The sequence below is a fragment of the Streptomyces sp. NPDC044063 genome (genome assembly GCF_056434285.1).
Genome location: NZ_JBWKFM010000001.1, coordinates 795558 through 820319, shown reverse-complemented (window position 1 = coordinate 820319; position 24762 = coordinate 795558). Strand labels below are relative to the sequence as shown.

The window sequence follows — 24762 nt, the reverse complement described above, 5'->3', positions numbered from 1 at the left end:
CCGCCGGTCAGTCGATGCCTTCGATGATGCGGAAGTCGCGCTCGAAGCCGTCGGGGAGGGCCACCAGCGCCTTCTGGTATGCCTCGCTCTCGTATGCCGCGACCGCCTGTTCAAGGCTGTCGAACTCGACCAGAACGACGCGTTGCGTGATTCCGGCCTCGTGGGCGACGACTCGACCGCCACGGGACAGGGTTCGCCCGCCCGCAGCCCGGACAGCCGGACCCGCCAGCTTGTTGTAGGCAGTCAGCGTCTCAGGGTCGGAAATGGCGGGGTAGACACTGACCCAGTAGCCCTTGGCCATGGAAAAACCTCCTGTGTTCGGCCGGACACGTCCGACTTCGAATTGTTGACACTCAGATCGATCGATCCCGGCGACGGAGCACCGGTCGTTTGTGAGACTCGCGGAGCGTGGAGCGCAGGTCCCTACCCGGGCATCGGCAGACAGACGACTCGCGCGATTCTCGCCGTACCGGTGACGTCGACCAGCGGACTCGGCGGGTTGTGGCGTGCGGCAGTGCTCACAGAGGAGGGGCGGCCGAGGGCGTCGCCCATGTCGACGGCAATCCGGGTGGTGCCGTGACGGGCGAGTAGGTGGGCTGCCAGGCAAGCACAGCTGTTGGTGTTGGCGATGTCCTCGGAGACGCCGATCGACGGCGCGAACATGCGGGCAGCAGTCCGGGCCGATGCCGATACCGGGGAGTGGACGAAGCAGCCCAGCAGATCCAGCCGGTCGCAGGCGGCGGCGAGCTGGTCGAGGGCCGGAGCCAGGGCGGCGAGCGCGCGCTCGGTGGGGACGGGGACAACCAGCCGTGGGCGTCCCAGTGTCGCAATGCAAGCTCCGGCGGTGGCCGTCGCGGTGAGACCCAAAGCGGAGAGCAGTAGCGCGAGTTCCTCTCTCGTTGGCTGACGCAGGTGCACCGGCCCCGCCCTGAAGGTGACGTCGACGGATGACGAAGCCCGGCGGACAGCACTGCCCTTGATGGTCCGTCCGGAGGCCCACAGCTCGGCGTGATACTTCCTGTCGCCTGTGCGCGCGGCGAGGAAAGCCAGCGCCGCTATAGTGCCGTGACCACACGCGGGCAGTTCCGTCCCGGGAGTGAAGAAGCGCACCTGGAGCACGGGCTGTCCATTCCCCCTCCTGTCTGCCGGATCGCGGTCATCCGAGAGGAAGACGGCGTGCGAGGCGCCAACCAGGGCAGGCACGAGGCGGCGCTCGCCATCGGTTAACGGCCTGCCGGTCCGCCTCCAGGGTGTCTCGTCCACGACCGCCGTCGGACTGCCTCCACGCCCCTCACGCAGGCATGCGTTGACGATCGTGACGGGCAGGTCGTCGTGGCCGGCAAGCGGCCGGGTAGGGCGCCTCATCGAGTGCGGGGCGGGAAGTCGGCGAAGCGTGGTGCGCCGGGTTCGTGCGGTATGCGAGCGGTGCGGGCGGCGAAGCTGACGGCGTGGTACCGCCCACACGGCAGGCGCACGTCGAGCAGTTGGGGCTCGTCGAAGACCGAGGCAATCCGTACCCACAACGCGTCGTCGACGTCGGAACGCTCACGCAGCATGTCGACAGCGAGAATGAGCAGCCGTTCCGGCTCGGATGTCCAGCGCTCGTCGGCGGGACCGTCGTGCACCAGCGAATTCGCCTGCTCGTGAGTGAGGCCGGCTCGCTCGGCGAACGCCATGTGCACGCCCCACTCGTACTCGCAGCCGCATAGTGCGCACGTCCGGTCGATGACGATCTCGCGTTCCCGCATGGTCGGCGTCAGCTGCCGAGTCAACTCGTAGTGACCCCACCCCCGCATGGCGCCGGTCATCGGGAGGTTTCTGTCGAACATCCGGAACTGCCCGATCGGTGGGGCCGCTCCGGGCATCATGCGCGCGAGCGGTGCGCCGACCTGGTCGGTATACGGCGGTTCAAGCAGGGCTATCCGCGACATCGGCTCTCCCGTCGAGCTCGTTTCGAAATTAGAAACGCCGGGATGGATGCTAGTGTTTCGAATAGCGAAACACAAGGAGGCGTATGTCAACGCCACGCCCAGGAACACCGGTTCGTGGATCGACGACCGGCCGTCCGATCATGGCCGCGATGGACCTGTTCGGCCGCCGGTGGGCGCTGCGAATTCTCTGGGAGCTCCGCTCGGGCCCGCTCGGCGCCCGCGCGCTGCTGGCACGATGCGAAGGCATGTCATCCAGCGTCCTCTACCAGCGGCTCCGCGAACTGGTATCGAGCGGGATCATCGCCCCTTCGGCCGATGGCTACGAGCTCACTCGGCTGGGGGCAGAACTCGGTCACGCCCTCCGTCCGCTCGCCGCATGGGCGGCCGTCTGGGCGCAGGAGCAAGAACACGACGATCAGGAGCCCACGGAGACCTGACGATGACGCCCAACCAGGTTGGCGGTGACGTAACGGCCCCCGACTCGTGGACACGCGGGTTCACGCGGCCTGCGCAGAACCTTCCGGCGCTGGCTCGTCGCCGCATAGCGGAGTGAAGTCGAGGTCCAGGCGGGGTCGTAGGCGGCTGGTTCGTCGCCGAGTTCGTGAGTGGAGTATTCACCGAAGCGGCGGATGTCCTCGGTCAGACACGGCGAGACCCGCGCCAGGTCCTCCGGGGCGATGTCCAACCCTTCGGCCTGCAGCTGACACACGATCTCGGCGATGTCGAGCGCGTTATGGAAGATCACCGCGTTGGACAGCAGCGCGTTGAATCTCGCGGTCTTCTCCCGCTCGACGGGGTCATTGTCGGCGATCACGCCGCCGTTACCGAAGCCGACCCACTGGGAGAACCGCTTGAACGACTCGACCTTGTTCGTCGCCGCGGTCACCCGCCGGCGCAGCGGCGCATCCGAGAGGTAGCGCAGCAGCGCGATGGTGCGGATGACGCGTCCGACCTCGCGGAAGGCGATGCAGGTGGCGTTCTTGTTGGAGCCCGCGCGCAGCCGGCGCGGCAGCAGCGTGGAGTGCCGCTTTCGGGGCTGGGCGAGCATCGGCTCGACCGGAGGCGTCAGCACCACCAGGTCGCCCTGGCCGTTCCCGGCGGGCGGAAGCTGATCCGTCCCGCACCCAGAAGAACGACGGCCGCATGTGTGCCGGTGCCCGGCCGTGCGGCGCCGCTTCAGCGGTCAGCCGACGGGCCCCGCCGCCCAGCCTGGAACGCGTGTGGGCCGGGCCGGCTACCGCCCGCACAACTCCATCGGACATACTGCCCGCCGTGGAGCAGCGCATAGATCACAACAGCCCGCCCGTGCACGCCGCCGGAACCGATCCGGCATTCGTCCCCGGCCTGACACCGCCACGCCCCGCCGAGCCGGAGGAGCATCCGCCGGTGCCGAGGGATGCCGTACCGGACGACGTACGCGCCGAACCAGAACCGCAGGCGGAAGCGGAGGAGGCTGCCGCCGAGGCGGAGCCGGAGCTGGTGACCGACGGCCCGGTCTTCGAGGTGTCCGACCAGCGCGGATCGATCACCGTCGACAGCACCGGCGTCATCTTCCGGCTCGATGACGAGACGGCCGAGTTCGGCTGGCCGGAAATCGGCGCGGTGGAGATGAGCACTCCCCTGTTCGGCCGCCGGTTCACCGTCACCGTGCACACCACCGGCCGCCGCAGCTACCACACCGACATCGAGGCGACCAACCGGAACCTGCCCAAGCAGTGGGCAGCGGAGCTGGACACAGTGCTGGACTCCTACTTCGAAGACGCCCAGCCCACGAGCTGAGTACGGGCGCCGCTTCAGCGGGCTGGGCGACGGAGCCCCGCCGCCCAGCCCGGTTCTCTCTTCCCCACAGATATCGCGTGGGAAAGAAGTGTCGTCGCCTCCGGACGGCTTGCCCACAGGGTCTGACCTGGGTGAACGGGCATCCGGTCGGGGGGTCTCCCATCTCCGGTCAAGCCTTCGGTCCCCCGCTGGAGGCAACCGTCCTGCCAACGGTTCAGCCGCCCGTCGGTGCAACCTGCTACCCACTCCTGCCCTTCGTCGGACGCGGCAGCCGAGGGGTGGGCCGGGGGCCACGTAGGCCGGCCGGAGTGGGCGCTCCTGCCGCCTCGCCTTCCCGATGCCCCAGGGAAGCGAGGCACCCTCTCACACGGCAGTGATCACACGTTCTCGCGCTTGCGCGCGGTCATGGCCGCGAGGCGCTGGTAGCTGGTCAGGAGATGCGTACAGCAGTTGTCCACGGTGAACTGGGCGGCGTCGAGACGAGCCTGCCCGGTGACGTGACCGTTGTCGTCGAGAGCCGCGCGGCAGGCGCTGAGAAGCGCGTCGGGGCTGTCGGGCTGGAAGAGGTAGGCGTTGCGGCCGTGGGAGAGAAGGCTGGTGATGCCTCCGCTGGAGGGGTTGACCACAGGGACACCGGAGGCCATCGCTTCGACGACGGTGCAGCCGAAGGTCTCGTAGGGGCATCCGGTGCAGAAGACATCGCAGGAGGCGTAGAGGGCACTCCGTTCGGCACCACGGACGAAGCCGAGAAGGTGGATCCGGGGGGAGGCGGCGGCCAGTCGCGTGATCTGGGCGGTGATGTCGGGCGGTCCGTCGCCGGCGATGAAGAGTGACAGGTCCTCGTTGCCGGGCATGGCGCTCAGCCTGAGAAAGGCCCCGATGATCAGGTCCAGGCGCTTCTCACGGGCGAGCCGGCCCAGGTAGAGCAGGCGTTTTCCCTTGCCGTCGTAACCGGGTGCCAACTTGGTCAGCACGGCGGGATCGGCACGGTCAGGGCCGAAAGCCTCGACGTCGACGCTGTCGAAGGGAACCTGCTCGATCCGTACGTTACTGAGGCCGCCCAGGGTGTTCGCGGCGTAAGGGGTCGCGCAGATGGCGGTGTCGAAGTGGCGGTACACGTAGCGCATGACGGGCGGGAACGCCGCGGCCGCCAAGTGCCGCCAGACCGGGTAGCTGCGGGCGAAGTTGTAGTGATCGCCCTGGTACTGGGCCACATAGGGCACACCGTGCCGCCGCGCGTACGCGTGCCCCGGCAGCCCCCACGAGCCGAACACGAAGGACCGTTCGGGGTCGATGACGACCACCAGGTCGGGCGCGATCCTCTCCAGCGCAGCGTCTATCTGCGCGAGCGCGGCCCGGCGCGGGACCCGCAGCATCGGATAGGGCAGCCAAGGCTTGGCGGCGTAAGGGAACACTTCCAGCCCGGCCGTCTCGGCCCCGGCCACGGGACTACCTGCGGGAGCTTCGGGAACCAGCAGGCACAGGCGTACGTCCTGCTGCGCGGCGAACCACTGGGCTCGCTCGACGTTCCCCAGCGAGATGCCGCTGACTTCGGGCGGAAAGCTCGCGGTGATCCATGCCACGGTCATGGGGGCTGATTCGGCGCGCGGAGGCAACTGAACGACCTCTCCCTCAGGAGTGAGAGCTCTCCGAGATCACGAAGGTGGGCCGCTCCGGGTTCATAGGAGAGCGTGACGTGTGGGCGTCGGCCGAGGCCGCCTGACGACAGTGACAGCCGTCGGTGAAACCCGGATGAAAATGGGGCGGCACCTGCACCGTTCTCACGTACTCCTCGTGAAATCGTCGCGCTGCTCGATCTCGTCGGAGCCGCGCCTGAAAGCAGCCCCTGCCGCAGCCGCCGCGGCCGGGTTGTGTCTTCTCGGCAGGAAACCGCCAGGGGCAGCGGAAGCCGGGACGGTCAGGTCTTGGTCACTCGACCGCGGGGTCGGCGTCGGTCGTGGGGGTTGGCACGGCGACGAGGAAATCCCGCAGCGACGTGTCCTCCGCAGGGGTGTACGCCGCGCCGCGGACGAGGACGACGGGGCGGGCGGCGTTGGACTGACCCATGAGGGCGGAGGCGGCGCCGGCGAGTTCGTCGACGCGGTTGAGCTCGCCCCACATGGGGTTGCCGTACAGGTCGATGTCGCCGGGTATCGGCTTCTCGACGGCCACGATGCCGGCGAGGCCGATGGCGGCGCCGAGGGAGCCTTCGCGGTGATGGTTGCCGAGGCTGTCGGAGATGATCACGGCCACGGTGGTACCGGTGAGGGTGCGGATGCGGTCACGGATGCGGCGGGCGGAGGCGTCAGGATCGACGGGAAGGAGGCAGGCCCAGCCTTCGGCGAAGACGCCGGCGTTGGTGCTGTCGACGCCGCCGGAGGTGCCGACGATGCCGCGGTTGTCGAGGGTGATGACGTGGCGTCCGATGATCTCCAGGACGGCTTGTGATTCGTCGAGGTAGAGCTGGCACAGTCGCGTGCCGCGGCCGGTGCGGTCGGCCAGGCGCCGGGCGCGGTCCACGAGGACGTCGCCGTCTACGAGGTTGTGGCCGTCGCCGGGGGCGATGCCGGGGATGGCGGGCAGGGCCCGCAGCGTCATGTCCCAGCCGCTCAACGGTGGCCTCCTATGGGGTCGGTGTGGGGGCGGTGAGAGCCAGTATCGAGCTGTCCGTCCGGAGCCCGTGCCGCTTCGGCTTAGGCGGGTGGGCGCTCGATGGCAGCGGGGCGGAGCTGGATCGACAGGCCGCTGTCGTACGTGAGGGTGTGCCCGGCGGTGACGTCAAAGGCGGGGGTGCCGAAGGCGGCGCTGGCGGCCACGGTCTCGCCGAGGTCGGCGTAGGTGCCACGGGGCACGAGGGCGAGAAGGGCAGGGAGCCGGTCGCCGTCGGCGGCGGTGGTGGCGGACTGGGTGACGGGGCCGAGGGCGAAGGTGCGCACGGCCAGGTAGTCGCCGAGTTCCACGGTGAAGGAGCGGGCCAGCGCCTCGGTTCCAGCTTTGGAGGCGTCGTAGGCAACGCGGTAGCGGTGGGCGCGGGTGGCGCCGACGGAGCCGAGCATGACCGCGGCGGCGGGGACGCCGCGCTGGCGGGTGGTCAGGGCGAAGGAGCGCAGGGTGGCGTACCTGGTCGTGAGGTGTCGGCGACGGTGCGGGCGAAGTCCTCGACGGGGGCGTCGGCGATGTGCGCGAGGTCGGGGATGTGGCCAGCGGTGTGGTGGAGCTCGGCTCGGGTGGCATCACCCAGATGAGGTCAGCAGTTCGCGGAAGGCGCCGCTGACGGCGTCCATGGCGATCACGGGGTGCCCAGACGGTGGGGGCTGGGGCTGGTATCGAGGGCCAGGAGCTTTCCGGGCTGCCGGGAGATGTGGCGGGTGAGGACGGAGCCGATCAGACCGGCGGCGCCGTGACGATGCGCTGGCGGCGTACCAGGCGGGCCCGAAGCGGTGCAGGTCGGTGATGTGGAGTCCGGCTTTGCCCTTGCCAACACCCGACCCGCGAGAACACCCCGATCTGATGCGCTGCCACTGATACCAAGCCGGCACATCGCACTCAGTCGAAGATCTCTCACTGCATCCGATCAATCTGCTATCGGGATGAAGGCGAGGCGTCAGCCGCATCCGGGAACCATGAGGCTGCTGCGCCACCCTCATCAAGTACCGTGGTGGCCGCTTGAACCGATATATACCGAGAGGTCGACGCCGTGCCCACCGCGAGGTTCTTCTTCGACGCAGGATCAGGCGCAGTCCTTTGGACGGTCACACCCGAGGACAAGGAGACGTGGGGGTACCCGGTCGAGCTGGACCGACTACCAATCAGTCCCGACCTCCACGAAAGCCTGCACAGGCTGATAGATCGCTACGATACGTCGTTGAACTGGGATTACCCCCCGCACCCGGGACCATGGCGTGAAGCAGAGTGTCACAACTTCAACGAAGCGGTACGCCGAACGCTCGGCCGCCTTCGCTCCGAGCTCGGCCCGACATGGCAGATTCACGACGAGTTCGGCGCACTCCACGAAGACCCGGACCTCGACCGCTACCTGGCTGACCCAGCCAGCTTCGTTCGCGTTTAACCTCATAGAACATATGTGTGACTGTACGAATCTGAGCGAACGTGCGGGTCAGTCCGGTGCCGATGGTTGCCGCTCGCCCCGGTGATCAGCCAGGTCATCAGCGGCGATGCAGGATCGATGTCATGCCCTCGTCCCCGGACTCGTAGGCGAGGCCGCGGATCACCACTACCGGGGCGCCGCGCCCACGATGCCCCAGGACAATCCCGCCGGCCGCGGCGACGAGATCGATGATGGTCTCCTCCTGGCGCTTGACCTTGCCATAGCCCTCGGTGTGCTCGCTAATGCGCAGCGGCGAGGTTCCGGCTGCGCCGATGGCGATGACGGTGGAGCCGCGCCGGTCCGCCCGGCCGTCGGAGTCCGCGATGACCACGGCCACCTGTACCCCCGTGGCGGTGGCGAGTTCGTCGCGCAGACACCGGGCGGACGCGTCGGGGTCGGCAGGCAGCAGCCACGCCCCGTCCGTCCCGGCACGGTCCACGCCAGCTGAAGTCAGCTGATATCCCAGCCGTTGCCGGGCAATGATCGGTCCGCGCGCGCCCGTCAGGAAGTAGTCCGAGGATTCGCCGAGGATGATCTGCACCATCTCGGCCGGCTTGCCGCTCTGTGCCGACAGCTGAAGGGCTTCCTCGCCAGGAGTCACGGCATCGAGCGCGACGTACCAGCCTTCGGAAACCGAGACGGGCTTGGAGGCGAGGACCAGGACATCGCAATGTTCGAGGGCGGTGCCCTGGTCGGTGAGGACGTCGGTGATGGCATCGGTGATCGAGGCACCTTCCCTGATCTCGGGGAAAGGCTCGATAGAAAAGGCGTGCAAGCCTGAGGTCGGAGTCACGGAGAGTTCAGCTCCTACGGCGGTTGTCCTCGGCGATCCATCGGCCGAGGAGAACGTGTGCCTCGGCCAGGTGGGCACGGCGGGTGCCGAGCGGGATGACGGTTCCCGTGAAGAGCCACGACAGCGGACTCGCTGGCGAATGCGTTCGCCGCACGCGCGCCGCGATGCTATCGACACTGGCCACAGCGCTGTAAACCTCGGATCTTGTCCAGCAGCTGACCTGGGAACGGGATCGGGCTGGTGCCCGCCAAGGGGGACCGGTATCCGCGCGGTGCGGTGGCCGCTGCGACAATGCGGACTCCGCGCCCCATTACACCGCAAGGGAGCATGGAGCCCGCACGTTTAAGGGGTCAGGCCAGCTCGGGGGTGAGGGGGCCACTGGCCAATGAGTCCGGTCGTGGGACTGGGAGGGCAGGGTGCTGGGATGGCGCGTCCGATGCCGAGTCCGCGTGCGGCGGACTCGACGTACTTTCTTTTGATCTCTGCGGTGTCAGCGTCGTAGCGTCGGCAGCCGCCGCAACCGACGACGTCCTCGTTCCAGTAGGCGATGACGAAGATGCCGTGGGGCGGGTCGAATTCGCCGGCTCGGGTGTCGGCGTAGCGGTCGTCGCATCCGTACAACGCCATCTGCTAGCCGCGACCCCTCGGCCGCCGCCCGTCGCGGAACCCGGCGTGCGCAAGCCGGCCTCGGAGGTCGACGCCGGTGACCCCGTCCGGCGTGAACGCAGCACCAGGCCGCACGCCGTCGGCCAGAATTGCCCGGAATCCAGCGCAATTGACGACCATAAGTCACCCTTGGCCTTCCTCCAAGAAATCAACAAGGAAGATGATCAAGGGTGATAGCGCCACCACTCTCAGCATCCACACACAAATGGAAGCGAATGCTCCACGGTAACGATCTCATTAAGCGAGACCATTGAGGTCGACCGGCGCGGGGATGAGCCTTCGCGGGCGCTCCGGTCAAGTCGCCTTCCAGTAGGGCAACTTGGCTCGCTCGCTCACCCGCTCACGCCTTTTCCTTGGCCACTACATGGAATTACGCCACACCCAGCTTCCCCCTACCTGACGGTGCGTCTGTTCTGGCACACTTCCCGCCACCCACCACTTACCCAAGGAAACGAGGTACGACCTTCCCCTCGCCGCAGCAAAAAACATGTGCGGCAACGACGGTGACTGCGCGGCGTGTTCGTCGCATCATCAGCCGTCACAGCGGGAGCGCGCTCGGGCGCACTGAATACCCGGCTGCAGGTGACTATCGGCCTCACCGTTGTCGTGCTCGCGCCGCCGCGTTCGCGCTGTCTGATCAACCTGCGTTCATCCGAAGGAACCCCCCAATGCACAGATTCCGCAAGTCTTCCCGAATATCAGGGCACACGCCGTCCCGTACCTCCGCCTCGCCGGCCCGTACGACCGGTCGCAGGAAGGCGCTCCTTTCCACGATGGCCGCCGCCCTGTCCGCAGGGATGCTGTTGGCTGTCGCGCCGCAGGCCCAGGCCGCCGTCACTGGCACGGTCGTGGGCGGGCAGGGCAACTTCAGCACCGTCAACCAGCGTTCGCTGCCTTCCCTGTCCTCCAACGTCACCGGAAGTTCTCCCGTCGGCGACCACATTCCGATGGCCTGCCGTACCACCGGCGACGTCGTCGAGAACAACTCCCGCTGGATCTGGTCCGGCGCCTACTACATCGCCGACGCGTTCATCCGCGAGGACACCGGCAACCTGCCGGTCTGCGCCTCCAGCCGCCCCACCGGTTGGACGGCCCTCAACATCGGCATGCAGAAGCAGGTGCGGGACCAGTGGTGCTGGGACGCGTCGGGTCTCACCATCGCCAACTACTGGGGCTACACGAACTACAACCAGTACGACTTCTGCCGTCTCGCCGCCCAGGGCAACAGCGGACTGGACTGCAACAACAGGCCGGCGACCCTGGGTGACATGGCCAACGGCCTGCACTCCATGGGCTTCCGCAACAGCGGCACCGACCTCTACCGCAACGCCTCCTTCGGGGAAACCCAGAACGAGATCGCGAACGGGCGTCCGTTCGCCGTCCGCATCGGCTGGACCTCCGGTGGCGGCCACATGAACGTGGTCTACGGCTACGACAGCGCCAGCAACATGATCGCGGTTGGCGACCCCTGGCCGAGCACCCAGACGTACACCTGGTGGAACTACTCCACCTACGCCGGGAACAACTCCTTCCGGTGGACCCACACGCGCATCGGCATCCACGCCTGAGGAGACGGACCACTATGCACCGCACAACTCGACGAGCCGCCACCCTGCTCGCCGCCACCGCCGCGCTCTGCACGGCGGTCGCTCCAGCTCAGGCCGCCGACGAGCCCACCACACCCGCCCCGGCCGACTACACCGCCGCTCAGCAGGTACTGCGCTCCGGGCAGGTCCACGACACCGTCTCCCGGTTCCTGTCGGCCGCCGAGCAGCACACGCCGGCCGGCGCTGCGGACGGCGGTACGGCGGGGAGCCCGAGGCGCGGCCTCGCGAACGGCCCGGCTAGCGCCCCCGGATTCGACCTCAAGAAGCCGGTCCCCTTCTACGAGTTGGCGCCGGAGTTCGTCACCGGCAGAACCAAGCCGACCGGCGGGTCGGCACTGCGGCTCTCCTATCTGGCCTCCCGCGTCTCGGCGGCCAACGGCCACCAGGCCGCCGTGCTGCTCGCCCCCGGCCAGGGCGGCCAGGCGGCGGGCTGGCAGATGGCCGGTATCCGCGACGGCGACGCGGACATCAGCGCGGCCGAGCGCGGCACGGACCAAGCGCGGACCTTCATGGAGCCGCAGATCCACGCCTGGTACCGGCTCACCGGCAACGGCTCCGTCGAGCCGCTGAACAAGGAGGCCGGCGTGGCGCTCCAGGGCAAGTCGCGCGTAACCCTCGCGACGTACCAACAACTCGTCACCAAGCGCTACGGGGACAAGCTGCCCGGCTCTCCGTACGACCGCAAGGGCCTGGCCGGCGGCTACGCCCCGGCCACCACGGCCTCCGCGACCGCTGACGACGCTGCGTCCGACTCGTCGCGACACTGGCTCCCCGCCGCCTCGGGAGCGGCCGCTCTGGCGGCCTCGGGCGCCGTGCTCCTGCGCGTCCGCCGCCGGCGCCGCGCGGCCTGACCCCGCTCGTCCCGCCCGCTCGGCGGCCCGGCCCTCCCCCTGTGGAGGGCCGGGTCGCCGAGGCGCAGTGGCCACTGCGTGGGGAGCAATGATTCGCGCGTTTCCCCTGCTGTCTGCTGCTACCTGCTTGTGTACGTCAGACAGTCCGCCGCGTCCCCAAGCGTCCGTCTTCAAACGGACCTTGCCCAGGTCAGGATGGATGCGAGACGGTGCGATGAGTGGGAGTGTGAGAAATCGGCCGCGGATCTTCCGTCTCAACGGTGCCGGGAACGGTTCGGCAGGGACTCTGCAATGGCGATGGAGGACGGTGCGAGCGCGGTTTCGCCGTCCGCGATGTCCCACAGGGCGTTCTGCAGCAGCCGGCCCCGGGTCCAGCCCGCCGCCCGCCCGCGGTCCAGGCCGAGAATCTCGGTGAGCATGTCAAAGCGGCGTCGCAGCACGCGCGAAGGGTCGCCCTTCGCGACGACGCCGTCCCACCGGCTGTCCAGGGCTGGCCACAGGTCGAAGCCGGGATCTCCGGCGAGCGGCTCGGGGTCGATGGCGAGCCACGGCTCGCGCTCCGCGGCGAGGATGTTGTCGTAGTGCAGGTCCCAGTGGAGGATCCGGTCGCCGGGTTCACTGACCAGTTCGGCCACGGCCGACGCCCAGCCGCGCACGAGTTGCTGGTCCGCGGGGTCGGCCAGAGCCATGACCGCGTGCGGAACCTGCTGCAACATCTCGGTGGCGATGTCACCGAGGGTTCGCAGTTCCTGCGGCGCGGGGACGGAGACCAACCGCGCCTGGATCTGGGCGAGGATGGTCATCGCGACATCGTCGTCCTCGATCGAGGCCAGGGTGCGGGCACCGTCCAGCCGCTCCAGCAGCATGGTGCTGCTCTCGGGATCGTGGTCGAGCAGCCGCACCATCCCCTCGCCGTTCCAGGTGCGCAGCCCGATGAGTGCGGCGGTGGTCTCCTCCCTGGGCATCTGGAGTTTGAGGACTGCACGCGTGCCGTCTTTGCGCAGCACCGGCAGCACCAGTGAGGCTTCCCCGGCCCCGATCTCGCCGTCCCGTTTCAGTTCCCAGCGGTCCAGGAAGTCAGCAGCCAGCGCGGGCAGTGCGGCGATCCAGGCCCTGCCCTGCGCGCCGAAGCCTCTGGCGTATGACGCCGCCAGAGGCTTGGGGACCTCGACCGCTGTCGCCGCGCTCATATCGAATCTCCCTCGCGAGTGGAATCGAGTCACGCAGTGGAGCATGTCAGCCGACCCGTCAGGGCATCCAGCGAGTTGATCCCGTCCCGGACCGCCCTGACGCCGGGCGTAGTCATCCAGCTTCTCCGTCGAGACGGGTCAGTAAGCTGTCGAAGATCTGCTCGCGTGCGACCTGTCTCTTGGCGGTCACGTCGTCCCGCTGGTGTTCGAGCACGGGCCGGAACTCGATCGTGGTGACGAAGAACGTGCAGGACTCGCAGATCGACTCGAAGTGGCAGTTCATCTCGACGGGGCGAGCACAGAAGCCGCTTCGTCCGGGGTGCCGAGCGCGTTGAAGACACCGATCCGGATCGCGTCGCACTGCCCTGCGTCGCCTGGAGTGTCAGTTGCTCCACCACACGGTGGCCCAGGCGCCGGCCGATGTCCTCGGCCTCGTCCACCATGGCCAGCGCGGCCGTACGGTCCCCGACATGAGCGCACGTGAAGCCGCAGGTCAGCAGCAGCGACGTACGGACGGCCTGCGCCTGAGGGAAGCGGTGTCATCCAATTGGCGGCCGGTCTCGGTGAGCAGGCCGATGGCGGCGCGATGGACGGGCACGCGTAGGGGGGCCCGGGGGGGGAGGACGCCGATGAGACGACCAGGGGCCACCTCACGCGGACCGCTCAGATCCAGGCACCCGATGTCAGGCAGCGAGCCCCGACCGCGCACCGCCCAGGAGTGTAGGCCCTGCCGCCCCGGCTTACGGGGCGATCAGGGTGCCGAGCTCGTGCCGGCTCACCGCGTCGGCCCCTGCGAGATGGTGGATGCCGGGCGCGTCGTTCGACGCCAGCTCCAGAAGGGCGGCGGCCAGGTCGGCGACGTGTACCGGTCAGCGGATGTCGTCGGTGAACAGGACGCCGCTGCGGGTGCCGGCGGCGAGCTCGTGCAGCGCCTGCTCATGTACCCGTCCCCGACGATCAGCGATGTGCGGGCGAAACAGCCTGCGGATACACCGCGAGGACCCGGTCTCCGCGGCCGCCTTCGCCGCTCCGTACGGGGTGACGGGGTCAGGGAGGCAGGTCTCGTCGTAGTGGACCCGGGCACCGGAGAACACGGCATCGCTGGAGACATGGACCAGGTGGCTTCCGTACTGCGCCGCGGGCTTCGCGAGCCGGACAGGCCCCTGGGCCGTCACCGCCCAGTCAGCCTTGCGACTCGAGGTGTTCATAACGAACTGCGGGCCAATCTCGGCCATGACGGCGTCGCCGCCGGCCCCCGCCTCATCAACGCCGCGGCCGGCCAGCCAAGCCCCGACTTCACTGGAATTTCAGTCCGCGCTGCCAGAGTGACGGAGAGCCGGTGACTGTTGTTGATGAGGCGGTCGAGGAGGGACTCGGTGACCACGAGGCTGGGGAAGAGCGAATACCAGTGATGAGGACATCGGGGCGGGCGAACTCACGCAGGCGCCGTTCTCAACAGGAACTTCAGCTTCTTCACCTCCCCGCCCAGGCTGTTCGTCGACGCCCGCACCGGCCCGGTCACCATCCAGTGCGGCGGAGCCGGTGCGCGGGTACCGGCACAGGGCTACCGACTCCTCCGGGGAGTCGGCCGCAACACCGGGCCACGGGTCACCGGTGGCATCGGGAACGACGCTCACGACCACCGTCGTGAACCGCTCCGAACTACAAGCGCCAGAGACACAATCCGCACCGCGCACCAATACAAAAGGCAGCCACGCCAGCCGACGAGTTCACCCGGAACACAGACGCCAGAAATCACCGCACGACTGACGTCATTCCGCTGCCCAAGCCACACCTTCATCCCTTCTCAGTCGGTTCGTCGCGGCCTTTCAGGATCCATCTCATTTCAAGGAGATCCATGAGATTCACACGGGTCGGCCTCCTGACAGCGGCGGCGGCGCTGCTGCTCGCACCGATCACGCCCACGTCGGCCTCGGCCTCCGCCCCGGCTCCACAAGCGAAAGCAGCGGCCGAGCGGCCGGACTTCCAGCTTCCCTTCCCCTGCGACAGCGTGATCGAGCTGAAGACCTACCGGGGTCATAACCCGGACGACAAAAAGATCGACATGTACCGGCAGGGGATGCGGGAGGGAAGCCCCGTCCTGGCCTCAGCCGACGGCTATGTGCACGAAAACTTCTCTCCGGGCGGGCTGGAGATCCGGCACGGCGGCGGATGGTTCACCACGTACATGCACATGACCGGCGTCGCGAAGGCCGGCACGTGGGTCAAGCGCGGTGACGTGGTCGGCTACATGGGGGATGTCGGATCGGAAGGCAAGCCGCACCTGCACTACGAGCAGCTTTACAACCCCGACAGCGACCAGGACGCCGACAACCAGCACATCGTCAACCCCGTCCTTCAGGGGCGGGGGCCGTTGGTCATGGACCCCGACAACCCGATCACCATGACCAGCACGAACTGCGGTGTGTCCACAGGCAGCAGCCTGTTCGCCCAGTCTCCGGACCGTTCCGGTGTGTTCCAGTGGTCCGGCAACGGCACCGCCTGGAACAAGGTCGGCGGCGCCGCCGGAACCCTCTACGCCGGCGGAGCCGGCCTGTTCGCCACCAACCCCACCAACGGCGACCTCTACAAGATGAACGGGCCCAACAACTGGAGCAAGGTCGGCGGCCCCGGCAAGACCTTCGCCGTCACCGGCAACAGCCTCTTCGGGCTCTCCCCCGACGGCAACGCCGTCTTCCAGTGGTCCGGCAACGGCACCACCTGGAACAAAGTCGGCGGCGCCGCCGGAACCCTCTACGCCGGCGGAGCCGGCCTGTTCGCCACCAACCCCACCAACGGCGACCTCTACAAGTTCAACGGGCCCAACAACTGGAGCAAGGTCGGCGGCGCGGGCCACCAGTTCGCGGTCGCCGGAGACGCGCTGTACGGCCTGTCGCCCAGCAGCGACGCGGTCTTCAAGTGGAGCGGCAACGGCACGACCTGGAACAAGGTCGGTGGTCCCGCCTCCTTCATCGTGGGCCGATAGCCGGCGACGTCACCAGCGGACGGGCCCGGGCCTCCGGGGCTGGGCCCGTCCGCTCTCCCCTCTGGAGCCACGTGTTCTCACGCATCACTCTGGCTGCTGCCTTCGTCACGGTCTCGCTCGGGATGCTCCCCGCCGTCGCCGCCCCAGCACCTGCCCAGGTCTCCGCCACCGCCTCCGCGAACATCGACTCGGTCACCACCAACCCGGTGACCCCCAACTCGGTGACCACCAACCCGGTGACCACCAACTCCGTGACCACCGGAGACTTCGTCCGGGTCTACAACCCCGGCACCGGGGAATCACAGCCCTGGTACATAAACGACCACACCTTCATCCGTGACGAGGCCACCGGGACCTGGCACCTGTTCGGCATCACCCACGCCGAACCGGCCGACCCGGAGAACGAGGACTCGTTCGCACACGCCACGGCACCCAGCCTGCGCGGGCCATGGACCAAGCAACCCATGGCCCTGACGGTCGACCCCTCCTACGGAGAGTCGCACCTGTGGGCACCGCACGTCATCCGCTCCGGCTCCACGTACTACATGTTCTACGCGGGCGGGCAGACCATCGGCGACCCTTCCAGGAGCCAGATCAATCTGGCCACCTCCACCGACTTGATCCACTGGGAACGGCGGCCCGGAGGGCCACTGTTCCGCGACGGACTCGAAGCACGCGACCCGATGGTCGCCCGGGTCGGATCCCAGTGGGTCATGTACTACACCGCCACCGAGACGGCCACCGGGGGACGCAACATCGTCGCGTACCGGACGAGTCCGGACCTGGTCACCTGGAGCTCACGCAAGACCGCGTTCACCGCCCCCGGCGACGGCTGGACCGAATCCCCGTTCGTGACACAGCGCAATGGTCTCTGGTACCTGTTCATCGGTGGCTCCGCACCGGCCGACTATGTCGGGGCCGAGGTGTACGCCAGCTCCGATCCGCTGCACTTCACGGCCACCGGCCAGGTGGGCCGCCTGCCGTCCCACGCCGCTGAAGTCGTCACCGACCGCGACGGTAGTCAATGGCTCAGCAGCGCGGGCTGGGGCACTGGCGGAGTGGACCTGGCACCGCTCACCTGGCAGGCGCGGCCCTACACTCCGCGTCATCTGTACGCGCTGAGCCCCGACAAGAGCGCCGTCCACCAGCGGACGGCCGGAAACTCCTGGACGAGGATCGGTGGACCGGCAGGCACACTGATCGGCGGCGACGGTGGCCTGTTCGCCACCGACCCGACCACCGGCGACATCTTCAAGTACAACGGCACCCCGGACGCCTGGACCAAGGTCGGCGGCCCAGGGGCCCAGTTCGTCGTCACCGGCGGCACACTGTATGGGCTCAGCCCGGACAAGAAAGCCGTCTTCCGGTGGACCGGATCAGGGACCACCTGGACGAAGATCGGCGGACCCGCCGCCACGCTGTACGCAGGCGGCGCCGGCCTGTTCGCCACCAACCCGGCCACCGGCGACATCTTCAAGTACGACGGCACCCCGGACAAGTGGACCAAGGTCGGCGGGCCCGGAAAGACCTTCGCGGTCACCAACGAGGCACTGTACGGCCTGTCGCCCAACGGTAGTGCGGTCTTCACATGGACCGGGTCGGGCACGACCTGGACCAAGGTCGGCGGACCGGCCGGAACCCTCTTCGGCGGTGGCGCCGGGTTGTTCGCCACCAACCCCGGCAACGGCGACCTCTACAAGTTCAGCGGCGTACCGGACAACTGGTCCAAGGCCGGTGGTCCCGGGAAGACCTTCGCGGTCGCTGGTGACCGGCTCTATGGGCTGAGTCCTGACAAGAGCGGCATCTTCCAATGGTCCGGGTCAGCGGCCTTCCAGTGGACCAAGGTCGGCGGACCCGCCGCGGGCATCGTCACCGAATAGCGATCGCCACACACACTTCCCCTCTCCCCTATCGCACCCCCGTCCAAAGGAGATGCATGAGGATCACATGGGCCGGCTTCCTGGCGGCGGCAGCACTGCTGCTCGCACCGGCCACAGCCCTCCTGCCCGCCGCCCCGGCGGCGGCCGCGACCACCGCGACAGTCCCGGCGGCGAACACCAAGGTCGCCGCCACTCCCCCGTTCCAGCTTCCCATTCCCTGCGGGCAACGCTGGACGACGTCCACGCACGATGGACACGCCAGCCAGTACATGGTCGACATGGTCTCGTCCGGTGGAGCCACCCAGGGCACACCCGCCCTGGCCTCGGCGGGCGGACGCGTCGTGACCTCACAGTTCGACAGTCAGGCCGGTAACTTCATCGTGATCGACCACGGTGGCGGCTGGCAGACCCGGTACCTGCACCTGGACCGGCGCGACGTCGCCGTCGGCGACGACGTGGAGCAGGGCCGACAGATCGGCGTCGTCGGCAACACCGGCAGTTGGACCACCGGGGCGCACTTGCACTACGAGCAGAAACTGAACGGCTCCGTCGTGCAGGCCACCATTGACGGGCACCAAGTTCCCGTCACGTGGGAATACAACCAGCATTTCGAGACCAGCGGCAACTGTGCTGTGTCAACCGGCAGTAGCCTGTTCGCTCAATCCCCGGACCGTTCCGGCGTCTTCCAATGGACCGGCAACGGGAGCAGCTGGGTCAAGGTCGGTGGACCGGCGGGCCAACTGTACGCGGGCGGCGCCGGTATATTTGCCACTAATCCCGACAACGGGGACCTGTTCAAGATGAACGGGCCGAACAACTGGAGCAAGGTCGGCGGACCCGCAAAGATCTTCGCCGTCACCGGCAACAGCCTCTTCGGGCTCTCACCCGACGGCAGCGCCGTTTTCCAGTGGTCCGGCAACGGCACTGTGTGGAACAAGGTCGGCGGCGCCGCCGGAACCCTCTACGGCGGTGGAGCCGGCCTGTTCGCCACGAACCCGACCAACGGTGACCTCTACAAGTTCAACGGGCCCAACAACTGGAGTAAAGTCGGTGGCGCTGGGGCACAGTTCGCCGTCACCGGTGACAGCCTGTTCGGACTCAGCCCCGACAAGAGCGCCGTCTTCCAATGGACCGGTAACGGTACCGCGTGGAACAAGGTCGGCGGGGCAGCCGGAACCCTCTACGGCGGTGGAGCGGGGCTGTTCGCCGCCAACCCCACCAACGGGGACCTGTACAAGATGAACGGGCCCAACAACTGGAGCAAGGTCGGCGGGCCCGGCAAGACCTTCGCCGTCGCCGGAGACGCGCTGTACGGGCTGTCGCCCAACAGCGACGCGGTGTTCCGGTGGACCGGTAACGGGACGGTGTGGCACAAGGTCGGCGGCCCCGCATACTCCATCGCGGGCCGGTAACCGGCGTCACCCCAAGCGGCCCACCGGAGCCGTCCCCCTGACGCGAGGGTTTCGGTGGGCCGCTCTTCCACGCCGTCGATCACCGCTTCCATCAGCCCTTCAGATCGCCCTCAAGGGCCCAAAGGCCTGGCGGAGTTCCTCGGAGCGATTGCTCTTCTTGCGGCCGGTGGCGACCAGGCTCCGGCGGCCTGGGCGCCCGGTAATGCGGGCGTCGAGAACGGCACGTTCGGCGGCACGGATGATGGGGCGACCGCAGCCGTCGGGGCAAATGCGCCGGGCGCCGCGGTGGCCCCACTGATCGTGGCGGCTGCGGCAGCCGTCGCGGCGAATGTTCGCGACCCTGCGGCCACGCGGACACCCCACTTCTGCAGCGAGCCCCTCGTCCTTGGGGCGGACGGTGCAGAAGCATCATCACGCCTTCTGCCACTGACCTGCCCGCGACACCCCGCACCGGGTGATGCGGGAAATCGCACCGCACCCACCTCTGAAGGGCGCCGATGCTCGGTACAGGAACCAGCGCGGCAGGGAGTCAGCGGCGGCCGATCAGCACGGTGAAGACCGCGTTCTCGATCAGCCCGTCACCCTGGGCGTGCTGGCGCAGCAGGTTCAGGGCCTGGGCCTCGAACTTGGGCCAGCGGTCACCGAACAGGGGGCGAGCGGCGAACGAGGTGGAGGAGAGGTAGCCGAGGACGCGTTCAGGGCTCCATTCCCTACGCACGTCGAACCGGTGCTCCTCGATGTGGGACAACGCTGACTCGGCCATGATCTCGGCGTACGGACGGTCGGGCGCGTTGTAGGTTCCGGCCCGGCCGGCGCGCCGCTCAGCGCCCAGATAGGTCTGGATCAGCTCTCGCAGGGCGTCGGTCCAAGCGGACCGTGCGGTCCATAAGCTCCCATCCGCCATGACCACCGCGCTCCCCCGGGGCGCGGTGCACCCGTCGAGCATCGTGAGGACCTTCTGCTGATCCATCCAGTGGACGCTCGGCAAACGGTGACCAGGTCCGCCTTCCACCCCGCGGTGGGCGGGGTGAAGTCCTCCGCCCGGCTGTGGTGCAGCCGCACGATGGTGTCCGGCAGGGCCTCGAGTGCGATCTCGGCTTCGGTGAGCATTCCTGCATCGGCCTCCACCACGTCGATCTCGGCGAACGCCGTGTGCAGAGCGAGAGGAACCTGGCCGGTGCCGGATCCCAGGTCCAGCAGAACCGGCGAGGCCGCCTGGCGGCATCTCGCGGACAAGGCCCGTCAGCCGGCGGGGCATTCGGCGGTGACTGCACCCCCCTTGCCTCTTGTGCCTCTTTGATCCCTTTTCTGCGCCTTTCTGGTTGTCCTCCTTGTGCGCTGGGTAAGGCGAGACGGTGCCGTTCCGCCTCCGGCAGCGGTGGGACCCGCCACGAAGTCGGCGAACGGCCCGCACGCGGACCCGATGCGTTCACGGGAACCTTCGGCGTGGAAAGGCGCGCACCGTTCCGGGGCCCTCCCTGATCACGTCGACGGTTCCGATGACAGGGGGATACTCATGAGCACCGATGCGCGACCCGAACCCGGGCTCTCACCCGAGAGGCTGGCCTTCTTCACCGATGCGATCTTCGCGATCGCGATGACGCTACTGGCGGTGGAACTGGAGCACCCGGACGACAAGCAGCTCCACTCCGGTGGCGCACTGTGGGAATTCCTGGTCGACCAGTGGGGCTCCTACCTCGCGTTCGCGCTGGCGTTCGCGCTTCTCTGGTCGGTCTGGCGCCGCCACCACCAGCTGATGGACCGCGTCCGCCGGCTGTCCAAGGCGTTCGCGTTCTGGCATGCGCCGTTCCTGCTCCTGGTCGCCTTCCTGCCGTTCCCGACCACGGTCGTCGGCGCCTCGATCGCCAATCCGACCGCGCAGACCCTGTTCGCCGGCACGATGGCCGCCATGGTCTGCTGCGAGGCGACCGTCAAAGAGCTTTCCGTCGCAGCCGGTCTGGCCACCGACGACCCGGCCGCCATCCGCCACCACGCCGGCGCGTCCTGGTCCGTCGGCCTCTGGTTCGCTCTCAGCGCCGCCCTCGCCTGGCTGCTCCCCTACGCCTACGTCATGTGGTTCCTCGCCCCCCTCGCCGCCACCTACGGCGGACGCCTCCTGACCCGCCTCCGGGCACGCAGGGCGGCAACGGTTTCCGTGCCGTGAAAGTGCGGCGCACCGCCCCCCCCCGTCGCCGGATCCGTCGGACACTGCCTGGGGCGTGTCTGACGGATCCGCGGGAGAACCCTCGCATCATCCGTACGAGTATCCGCCGCATGTGGCGACTCGTACGGGGCAGCTTTTGGGCGCCCCCACCGTAGACAGAAGGAAGGATGTCCATGCGACGCCTCGTCCCGAACGCCTTCGGCCCGCTCGCCGCCGCGGTGCTGGTCACCCTCGCCGTACCCGGATCCACGTCCGCCGCGTCCGGCCAACTCGTCCTCAACGGACGTACCTTCACCGACCCGCCTTCCGGCTGCTACCGCAACCTGAACGCACCCCTGTCGGTACAGAACCGAACCCGCACGGTTGCGTTCATCCACACCACCCAGGATTGCACCGGTCCCGCCCAGTCGGTGCCTTCCGGCGGAACCTACGCGGCCAGCTCGGGGCACAGCGTCCGCATCTAGAGACTGCTCATCGCGACAGCGCGCACATTCCATCGGACACGCCCTTCAGGCTGCCTCGGTGCGCCGCTGCGGCGCCTTCCCCCGAGGGGGCTCCTCTTTCCCTTCCTCACCGCGAGGCTGACCGTCTTCACGCGGCGGCCGTCGATGCGCGCGACTTCTTCGCGGGCGTCTTCGATCGGGTATCCCGCGTCCTGGAGCATGCGGATGGCCGTCTCCAGGGACAGCATCCCGGTGCTGACGCCCTTGACGACCTCGTCGAGGACGGCGGCCCGGTCGGTGGGGGTGTGCGGGCCGAAGACGAGCCGTGCGGGGCACTGCTCACCGACCGGCCATCCGCTGGCCTGGCCGGCCTGGTGGTGGCGCTGCACCATTCTGAGCAGCGGTCCGTACTTGCGGGCGCGTGCGAGGCGCATGGCGTCGATGAGGGAGTCGAGGGGGCCGAGGCTGAGCTGGAGGGCGTAGCCGCTGGCGGCGTTGAGGGCCTCTTGGGTCATCTTCGCGCCGGGGGAACTACCGGGCGAATCGGGGCCCGAGAGGAACGGGCTGCGGCGCGGGCGGTGGCGATGAGCAACGCCGCCGCGGTGACGCACACGGACGACACGACCGCCGCCACCACGCCGCTGACCAGGAGCAGCGTGACGGCCAGGGCGGACGCGGCGACCGTGCCGAGGAGGGCCCAGAGGACGAAGACCCTGCGGGAGGCCCCGGACCCGCCGGGAGCGGGCGGGGCCGGGTGCAGCGTCGCCCAGCAGGCGTCCGCCTCCTGCTGTTCCCGGGCGAGCTGCTTGCGGGCCCGTGAACGGAGCATGGCTCCTGCCGCGGCCCCGCCGCCCGTCACCGCGCACACCGCCTGCCACGGCGCCGGGACGAACAGCAGCAGCGCGACCGCGGCGAGGGCCGTCCACCCGCACACGCAGGCCCAGGCGGCGAGCCGCCCGGAGCGCGGGCGGTCGTCGCCGGCCCGCAGGTCCGTGACGGCGGGCACGTACCAGGCACTGCCCGCCAGGAAGATAGCTGTCGCTCCGACGGCCGGGACGATGTGAGACATGAGCTTCCTCTTCCGGTGCTCAGTGCCGTGCTCAGTGCTGAGCCGGCTCCAGCGCGGCGGCTTCGGGGTGGTGCAGGTCGAACGCCGGGGACTCGGAGCGGATGCGCGGCAGGCTGCTGAAGTTGTGCCGCGGCGGCGGGCAGGAGGTGGCCCACTCCAGCGAGCGGCCGTAGCCCCACGGGTCGTCGACCTCGACCGCCTTGCCGTACTTGGCCGTCTTCCAGATGTTGTAGAAGAACGGCAGGAAGGACAGGCCGAGCAGGAACGAACCGATCGTCGAGATGGTGTTGAGCGCGGTGAATCCGTCGGCGGCGAGGTAGTCGGCGTACCTGCGGGGCATGCCCTCGGCGCCGAGCCAGTGCTGCACCAGGAACGTGGCGTGGAAGCCCACCGTGAGGGTCCAGAAGGTGATCTTGCCGAGCTTCTCGTCCAGCATCTTGCCGGTGAACTTCGGCCACCAGAAGTGGAAGCCGGCGAACATCGCGTAGACGACCGTGCCGAAGAGCGTGTAGTGGAAGTGCGCGACGACGAAGTACGAGTCGGAGACGTGGAAGTCCAGCGGTGGCGCGGCCAGGATGACGCCGGTCAGGCCGCCGAAGACGAACGTGACCAGGAACCCGGTGGCCCACAGCATCGGGGTCTCGAAGGACAGGGAGCCCTTCCACATGGTGCCGATCCAGTTGAAGAACTTCACCCCGGTCGGGACCGCGATCAGGAACGTCATGAAGGCGAAGAACGGCAGCAGCACGCCGCCGGTCACGTACATGTGGTGTGCCCAGACGGTCACCGACAGGCCGGCGATCGAGATCGTGGCCGCGATCAGGCCCCAGTAGCCGAACATCGGCTTGCGGGAGAAGACCGGGATCACCTCGGAGACGATGCCGAAGAACGGCAGCGCGAGGACGTAGACCTCCGGGTGGCCGAAGAACCAGAAGAGGTGCTGCCAGAGCAGGGCGCCGCCGTTGGCCGGGTCGAAGACGTGCGAGCCGAACTTGCGGTCCATCTCCAGGGCGAAGAGCGCGGCGGCCAGGACGGGGAAGACCAGCAGGATGAGCACGGCGGTCAGCAGCACGTTCCAGGTGAAGATCGGCATGCGGAACATCGTCAGGCCGGGTGCGCGCATGCAAATGATCGTGGTGATGAAGTTGACGGCGCCCAGGATGGACCCGAAGCCGGACAGGGCCACCCCCATGATCCACATGTCGGCGCCGACCCCGGGCGAGTGCACCGAGTCCGACAGCGGTGCGTAGGCGAACCAGCCGAAGTCCGCGGCGCCCTGAGGAGTGAGGAAGCCTGCCGCCGCTATCAGGGAGCCGAACAGGAAGAACCAGTAGGCGAGCATGTTCAGCCGGGGGAACGCCACGTCGGGCGCGCCGATCTGCAGCGGCATGATCCAGTTGGCGAATCCGGTGAACAGCGGCATCGCGAACAGCAGCAGCATCACCGAGCCGTGCATCGTGAACGCCTGGTTGAACTGCTCGTTCGACATGATCTGCGTGCCCGGGCGGGCGAGTTCCGCCCGCATCAGCAGGGCCATGAGGCCGCCGACGATGAAGAACACGAACGCCGAGACGAGATAGAGCGTTCCGATCTTCTTGTGGTCGGTGGTCGTCAGCCACTCCACCATCGGGCTGCGGGGAGCCTTGACGGCTCGCTCGCTGACCACGGGGCGCCCGTCGACGGGCCCCCTCCCCTTCGTACCCACCGTGTCCACTGGTCGCGGACCTCCGCTCTCATGTTGCTGAAGACGACGGCAGGGAAGGGCAGGCGAACGGCCCCGCGCGAGGCGGAGCGTCATTGCCCTTCCCCTCCGCCATCACATGATCAGCCAGAGCGGCAGCCCGGCGGAGGGGCCGGGCAGGTCGTCGGGCGGGGGCCGTTGG

26 protein-coding genes are annotated in these 24762 nt (G+C 68.4%); 10 read left to right on the top strand and 16 right to left on the bottom strand.

Annotation, left to right across the window (positions count from 1 at the left end; all coding sequences use genetic code 11):
- Positions 1-7: 7 nt before the first annotated feature.
- From AC07BS_RS03840 to AC07BS_RS03830, 3 genes are all read right to left on the bottom strand, one after another.
- On the bottom strand, positions 8-301 hold the full coding sequence (locus AC07BS_RS03840) for a DUF1330 domain-containing protein (protein WP_478929975.1): 294 nt from the start codon (positions 299-301) through the stop codon (positions 8-10).
- Positions 302-423: 122 nt separating this feature from the next.
- The gene (locus AC07BS_RS03835; protein WP_478929974.1) at positions 424-1365 is read right to left on the bottom strand and encodes a PhzF family phenazine biosynthesis isomerase; all 942 of its coding nucleotides are present in this window, start codon (positions 1363-1365) and stop codon (positions 424-426) included.
- A complete protein-coding gene (locus AC07BS_RS03830) occupies positions 1362-1931 on the bottom strand; it encodes a carboxymuconolactone decarboxylase family protein (protein ID WP_478929972.1) in 570 nt (189 codons plus the stop codon). Before AC07BS_RS03830 ends, AC07BS_RS03835 begins: the two co-directional genes overlap by 4 nt.
- Before the next feature lie 140 nt (positions 1932-2071).
- On the opposite strand from AC07BS_RS03830, the gene AC07BS_RS03825 reads away from it, so the two are divergent.
- Complete coding sequence (locus tag AC07BS_RS03825; RefSeq protein WP_478929970.1) at positions 2072-2368, top strand: winged helix-turn-helix transcriptional regulator; 297 nt, start codon at positions 2072-2074, stop codon at positions 2366-2368.
- On the opposite strand, the gene AC07BS_RS03820 is transcribed toward AC07BS_RS03825, so the two are convergent.
- A complete protein-coding gene (locus tag AC07BS_RS03820) occupies positions 2347-3006 on the bottom strand; it encodes a Tn3 family transposase (RefSeq protein ID WP_478929968.1) in 660 nt (219 codons plus the stop codon). The two genes, AC07BS_RS03825 and AC07BS_RS03820, sit on opposite strands and share 22 nt — an antisense overlap.
- A 197-nt stretch (positions 3007-3203) precedes the next feature.
- Between AC07BS_RS03820 and AC07BS_RS03815 the strand changes: the two genes are divergently transcribed.
- Positions 3204-3710 (top strand): hypothetical protein, encoded by a 507-nt coding sequence (locus AC07BS_RS03815; RefSeq protein WP_478929966.1) that lies wholly within the window; start codon positions 3204-3206, stop codon positions 3708-3710.
- Positions 3711-4087: 377 nt separating this feature from the next.
- Here AC07BS_RS03815 and AC07BS_RS03810 read toward each other — a convergent pair whose 3' ends face one another.
- From AC07BS_RS03810 to AC07BS_RS03800, 3 genes are all read right to left on the bottom strand, one after another.
- A complete protein-coding gene (locus AC07BS_RS03810; protein WP_478929965.1) occupies positions 4088-5299 on the bottom strand; it encodes a glycosyltransferase in 1212 nt (403 codons plus the stop codon).
- Between the two features lie 340 nt (positions 5300-5639).
- On the bottom strand, positions 5640-6323 hold the full coding sequence (locus AC07BS_RS03805; protein ID WP_478929963.1) for a coenzyme F420-0:L-glutamate ligase: 684 nt from the start codon (positions 6321-6323) through the stop codon (positions 5640-5642).
- An 80-nt stretch (positions 6324-6403) separates the two neighbouring features.
- Positions 6404-6805 (bottom strand): SDR family oxidoreductase, encoded by a 402-nt coding sequence (locus AC07BS_RS03800; RefSeq protein ID WP_478930070.1) that lies wholly within the window; start codon positions 6803-6805, stop codon positions 6404-6406.
- A gap of 602 nt (positions 6806-7407) precedes the next feature.
- Between AC07BS_RS03800 and AC07BS_RS03795 the strand changes: the two genes are divergently transcribed.
- Positions 7408-7779: a hypothetical protein gene (locus tag AC07BS_RS03795; RefSeq protein ID WP_478929961.1), complete on the top strand. Its 372-nt coding sequence runs from the start codon at positions 7408-7410 to the stop codon at positions 7777-7779.
- 97 nt (positions 7780-7876) lie between these two features.
- Here the strand turns inward: AC07BS_RS03795 and AC07BS_RS03790 are convergent, their stop codons facing one another.
- Together AC07BS_RS03790 and AC07BS_RS03785 are read right to left on the bottom strand one after the other, a co-directional pair.
- On the bottom strand, positions 7877-8611 hold the full coding sequence (locus AC07BS_RS03790) for a coenzyme F420-0:L-glutamate ligase (protein ID WP_478929959.1): 735 nt from the start codon (positions 8609-8611) through the stop codon (positions 7877-7879).
- Between the two features lie 342 nt (positions 8612-8953).
- Entirely contained in the window at positions 8954-9238 is a 285-nt protein-coding gene (locus AC07BS_RS03785; RefSeq protein ID WP_478929958.1) for a GNAT family N-acetyltransferase, read from the bottom strand.
- An 812-nt stretch (positions 9239-10050) separates the two neighbouring features.
- Here AC07BS_RS03785 and AC07BS_RS03780 point away from each other — a divergent pair.
- Positions 10051-10845, top strand: a complete 795-nt coding sequence (locus AC07BS_RS03780) for a papain-like cysteine protease family protein (protein WP_478929956.1) — start codon at positions 10051-10053, stop codon at positions 10843-10845.
- 14 nt (positions 10846-10859) lie between these two features.
- Complete coding sequence (locus AC07BS_RS03775; RefSeq protein WP_478929955.1) at positions 10860-11735, top strand: hypothetical protein; 876 nt, start codon at positions 10860-10862, stop codon at positions 11733-11735.
- Between the two features lie 254 nt (positions 11736-11989).
- Here the strand turns inward: AC07BS_RS03775 and AC07BS_RS03770 are convergent, their stop codons facing one another.
- The 3 genes from AC07BS_RS03770 to AC07BS_RS03760 all read right to left on the bottom strand — a co-directional run bounded on the left by AC07BS_RS03770 (position 11990) and on the right by AC07BS_RS03760 (position 14160).
- Positions 11990-12925, bottom strand: coding sequence for an APH(6)-I family aminoglycoside O-phosphotransferase (locus tag AC07BS_RS03770; RefSeq protein ID WP_478929953.1), 936 nt, complete (start codon positions 12923-12925; stop codon positions 11990-11992).
- A 112-nt stretch (positions 12926-13037) separates the two neighbouring features.
- Complete coding sequence (locus AC07BS_RS03765; protein WP_478637949.1) at positions 13038-13208, bottom strand: hypothetical protein; 171 nt, start codon at positions 13206-13208, stop codon at positions 13038-13040.
- 586 nt (positions 13209-13794) lie between these two features.
- Positions 13795-14160: a sugar nucleotide-binding protein gene (locus AC07BS_RS03760; protein WP_478929951.1), complete on the bottom strand. Its 366-nt coding sequence runs from the start codon at positions 14158-14160 to the stop codon at positions 13795-13797.
- A gap of 623 nt (positions 14161-14783) precedes the next feature.
- Between AC07BS_RS03760 and AC07BS_RS03755 the strand changes: the two genes are divergently transcribed.
- The 3 genes from AC07BS_RS03755 to AC07BS_RS03745 all read left to right on the top strand — a co-directional run bounded on the left by AC07BS_RS03755 (position 14784) and on the right by AC07BS_RS03745 (position 19203).
- On the top strand, positions 14784-15911 hold the full coding sequence (locus AC07BS_RS03755) for a peptidoglycan DD-metalloendopeptidase family protein (protein WP_478929949.1): 1128 nt from the start codon (positions 14784-14786) through the stop codon (positions 15909-15911).
- 71 nt (positions 15912-15982) lie between these two features.
- On the top strand, positions 15983-17791 hold the full coding sequence (locus tag AC07BS_RS03750) for a hypothetical protein (protein WP_478929947.1): 1809 nt from the start codon (positions 15983-15985) through the stop codon (positions 17789-17791).
- 56 nt (positions 17792-17847) lie between these two features.
- Positions 17848-19203: a peptidoglycan DD-metalloendopeptidase family protein gene (locus AC07BS_RS03745; RefSeq protein WP_478637954.1), complete on the top strand. Its 1356-nt coding sequence runs from the start codon at positions 17848-17850 to the stop codon at positions 19201-19203.
- A gap of 529 nt (positions 19204-19732) precedes the next feature.
- Here the strand turns inward: AC07BS_RS03745 and AC07BS_RS03740 are convergent.
- Positions 19733-20173: a hypothetical protein gene (locus tag AC07BS_RS03740; RefSeq protein WP_478637956.1), complete on the bottom strand. Its 441-nt coding sequence runs from the start codon at positions 20171-20173 to the stop codon at positions 19733-19735.
- 546 nt (positions 20174-20719) lie between these two features.
- Between AC07BS_RS03740 and AC07BS_RS03735 the strand changes: the two genes are divergently transcribed.
- Positions 20720-21367, top strand: a complete 648-nt coding sequence (locus AC07BS_RS03735; RefSeq protein ID WP_478637957.1) for a TMEM175 family protein — start codon at positions 20720-20722, stop codon at positions 21365-21367.
- A 173-nt stretch (positions 21368-21540) separates the two neighbouring features.
- On the top strand, positions 21541-21831 hold the full coding sequence (locus AC07BS_RS03730) for a hypothetical protein (protein ID WP_478637960.1): 291 nt from the start codon (positions 21541-21543) through the stop codon (positions 21829-21831).
- Here AC07BS_RS03730 and AC07BS_RS03725 read toward each other — a convergent pair.
- Genes AC07BS_RS03725 through ctaD form a run of 3 tightly spaced genes read right to left on the bottom strand, consistent with a single transcriptional unit; the run spans position 21828 to position 24545 of the window.
- On the bottom strand, positions 21828-22325 hold the full coding sequence (locus AC07BS_RS03725; protein WP_478637962.1) for a hypothetical protein: 498 nt from the start codon (positions 22323-22325) through the stop codon (positions 21828-21830). The two genes, AC07BS_RS03730 and AC07BS_RS03725, sit on opposite strands and share 4 nt — an antisense overlap.
- Entirely contained in the window at positions 22322-22879 is a 558-nt protein-coding gene (locus tag AC07BS_RS03720; protein ID WP_478637964.1) for a hypothetical protein, read from the bottom strand. Before AC07BS_RS03720 ends, AC07BS_RS03725 begins: the two co-directional genes overlap by 4 nt.
- A 31-nt stretch (positions 22880-22910) precedes the next feature.
- Positions 22911-24545: an aa3-type cytochrome oxidase subunit I gene (gene ctaD / locus AC07BS_RS03715; RefSeq protein WP_478637966.1), complete on the bottom strand. Its 1635-nt coding sequence runs from the start codon at positions 24543-24545 to the stop codon at positions 22911-22913.
- Positions 24546-24762 lie beyond the last annotated feature (217 nt).

Bases quoted from the DNA above. Each gene is read 5' to 3' on its own strand.
- AC07BS_RS03840 (WP_478929975.1), bottom strand. From the start codon at position 301: ATGGCCAAGGGCTACTGGGTCAGTGTCTACCCCGCCATTTCCGACCCT.
- AC07BS_RS03835 (WP_478929974.1), bottom strand. From the start codon at position 1,365: ATGAGGCGCCCTACCCGGCCGCTTGCCGGCCACGACGACCTGCCCGTC.
- AC07BS_RS03830 (WP_478929972.1), bottom strand. From the start codon at position 1,931: ATGTCGCGGATAGCCCTGCTTGAACCGCCGTATACCGACCAGGTCGGC.
- AC07BS_RS03825 (WP_478929970.1), top strand. From the start codon at position 2,072: ATGGCCGCGATGGACCTGTTCGGCCGCCGGTGGGCGCTGCGAATTCTC.
- AC07BS_RS03810 (WP_478929965.1), bottom strand. From the start codon at position 5,299: ATGACCGTGGCATGGATCACCGCGAGCTTTCCGCCCGAAGTCAGCGGC.
- AC07BS_RS03785 (WP_478929958.1), bottom strand. From the start codon at position 9,238: ATGGCGTTGTACGGATGCGACGACCGCTACGCCGACACCCGAGCCGGC.
- AC07BS_RS03780 (WP_478929956.1), top strand. From the start codon at position 10,051: ATGGCCGCCGCCCTGTCCGCAGGGATGCTGTTGGCTGTCGCGCCGCAG.
- AC07BS_RS03775 (WP_478929955.1), top strand. From the start codon at position 10,860: ATGCACCGCACAACTCGACGAGCCGCCACCCTGCTCGCCGCCACCGCC.
- AC07BS_RS03770 (WP_478929953.1), bottom strand. From the start codon at position 12,925: ATGAGCGCGGCGACAGCGGTCGAGGTCCCCAAGCCTCTGGCGGCGTCA.
- AC07BS_RS03765 (WP_478637949.1), bottom strand. From the start codon at position 13,208: ATGAACTGCCACTTCGAGTCGATCTGCGAGTCCTGCACGTTCTTCGTC.
- AC07BS_RS03760 (WP_478929951.1), bottom strand. From the start codon at position 14,160: ATGGCCGAGATTGGCCCGCAGTTCGTTATGAACACCTCGAGTCGCAAG.
- AC07BS_RS03755 (WP_478929949.1), top strand. From the start codon at position 14,784: ATGAGATTCACACGGGTCGGCCTCCTGACAGCGGCGGCGGCGCTGCTG.
- AC07BS_RS03745 (WP_478637954.1), top strand. From the start codon at position 17,848: ATGAGGATCACATGGGCCGGCTTCCTGGCGGCGGCAGCACTGCTGCTC.
- AC07BS_RS03740 (WP_478637956.1), bottom strand. From the start codon at position 20,173: ATGGATCAGCAGAAGGTCCTCACGATGCTCGACGGGTGCACCGCGCCC.
- AC07BS_RS03735 (WP_478637957.1), top strand. From the start codon at position 20,720: ATGAGCACCGATGCGCGACCCGAACCCGGGCTCTCACCCGAGAGGCTG.
- AC07BS_RS03730 (WP_478637960.1), top strand. From the start codon at position 21,541: ATGCGACGCCTCGTCCCGAACGCCTTCGGCCCGCTCGCCGCCGCGGTG.
- AC07BS_RS03725 (WP_478637962.1), bottom strand. From the start codon at position 22,325: ATGACCCAAGAGGCCCTCAACGCCGCCAGCGGCTACGCCCTCCAGCTC.
- AC07BS_RS03720 (WP_478637964.1), bottom strand. From the start codon at position 22,879: ATGTCTCACATCGTCCCGGCCGTCGGAGCGACAGCTATCTTCCTGGCG.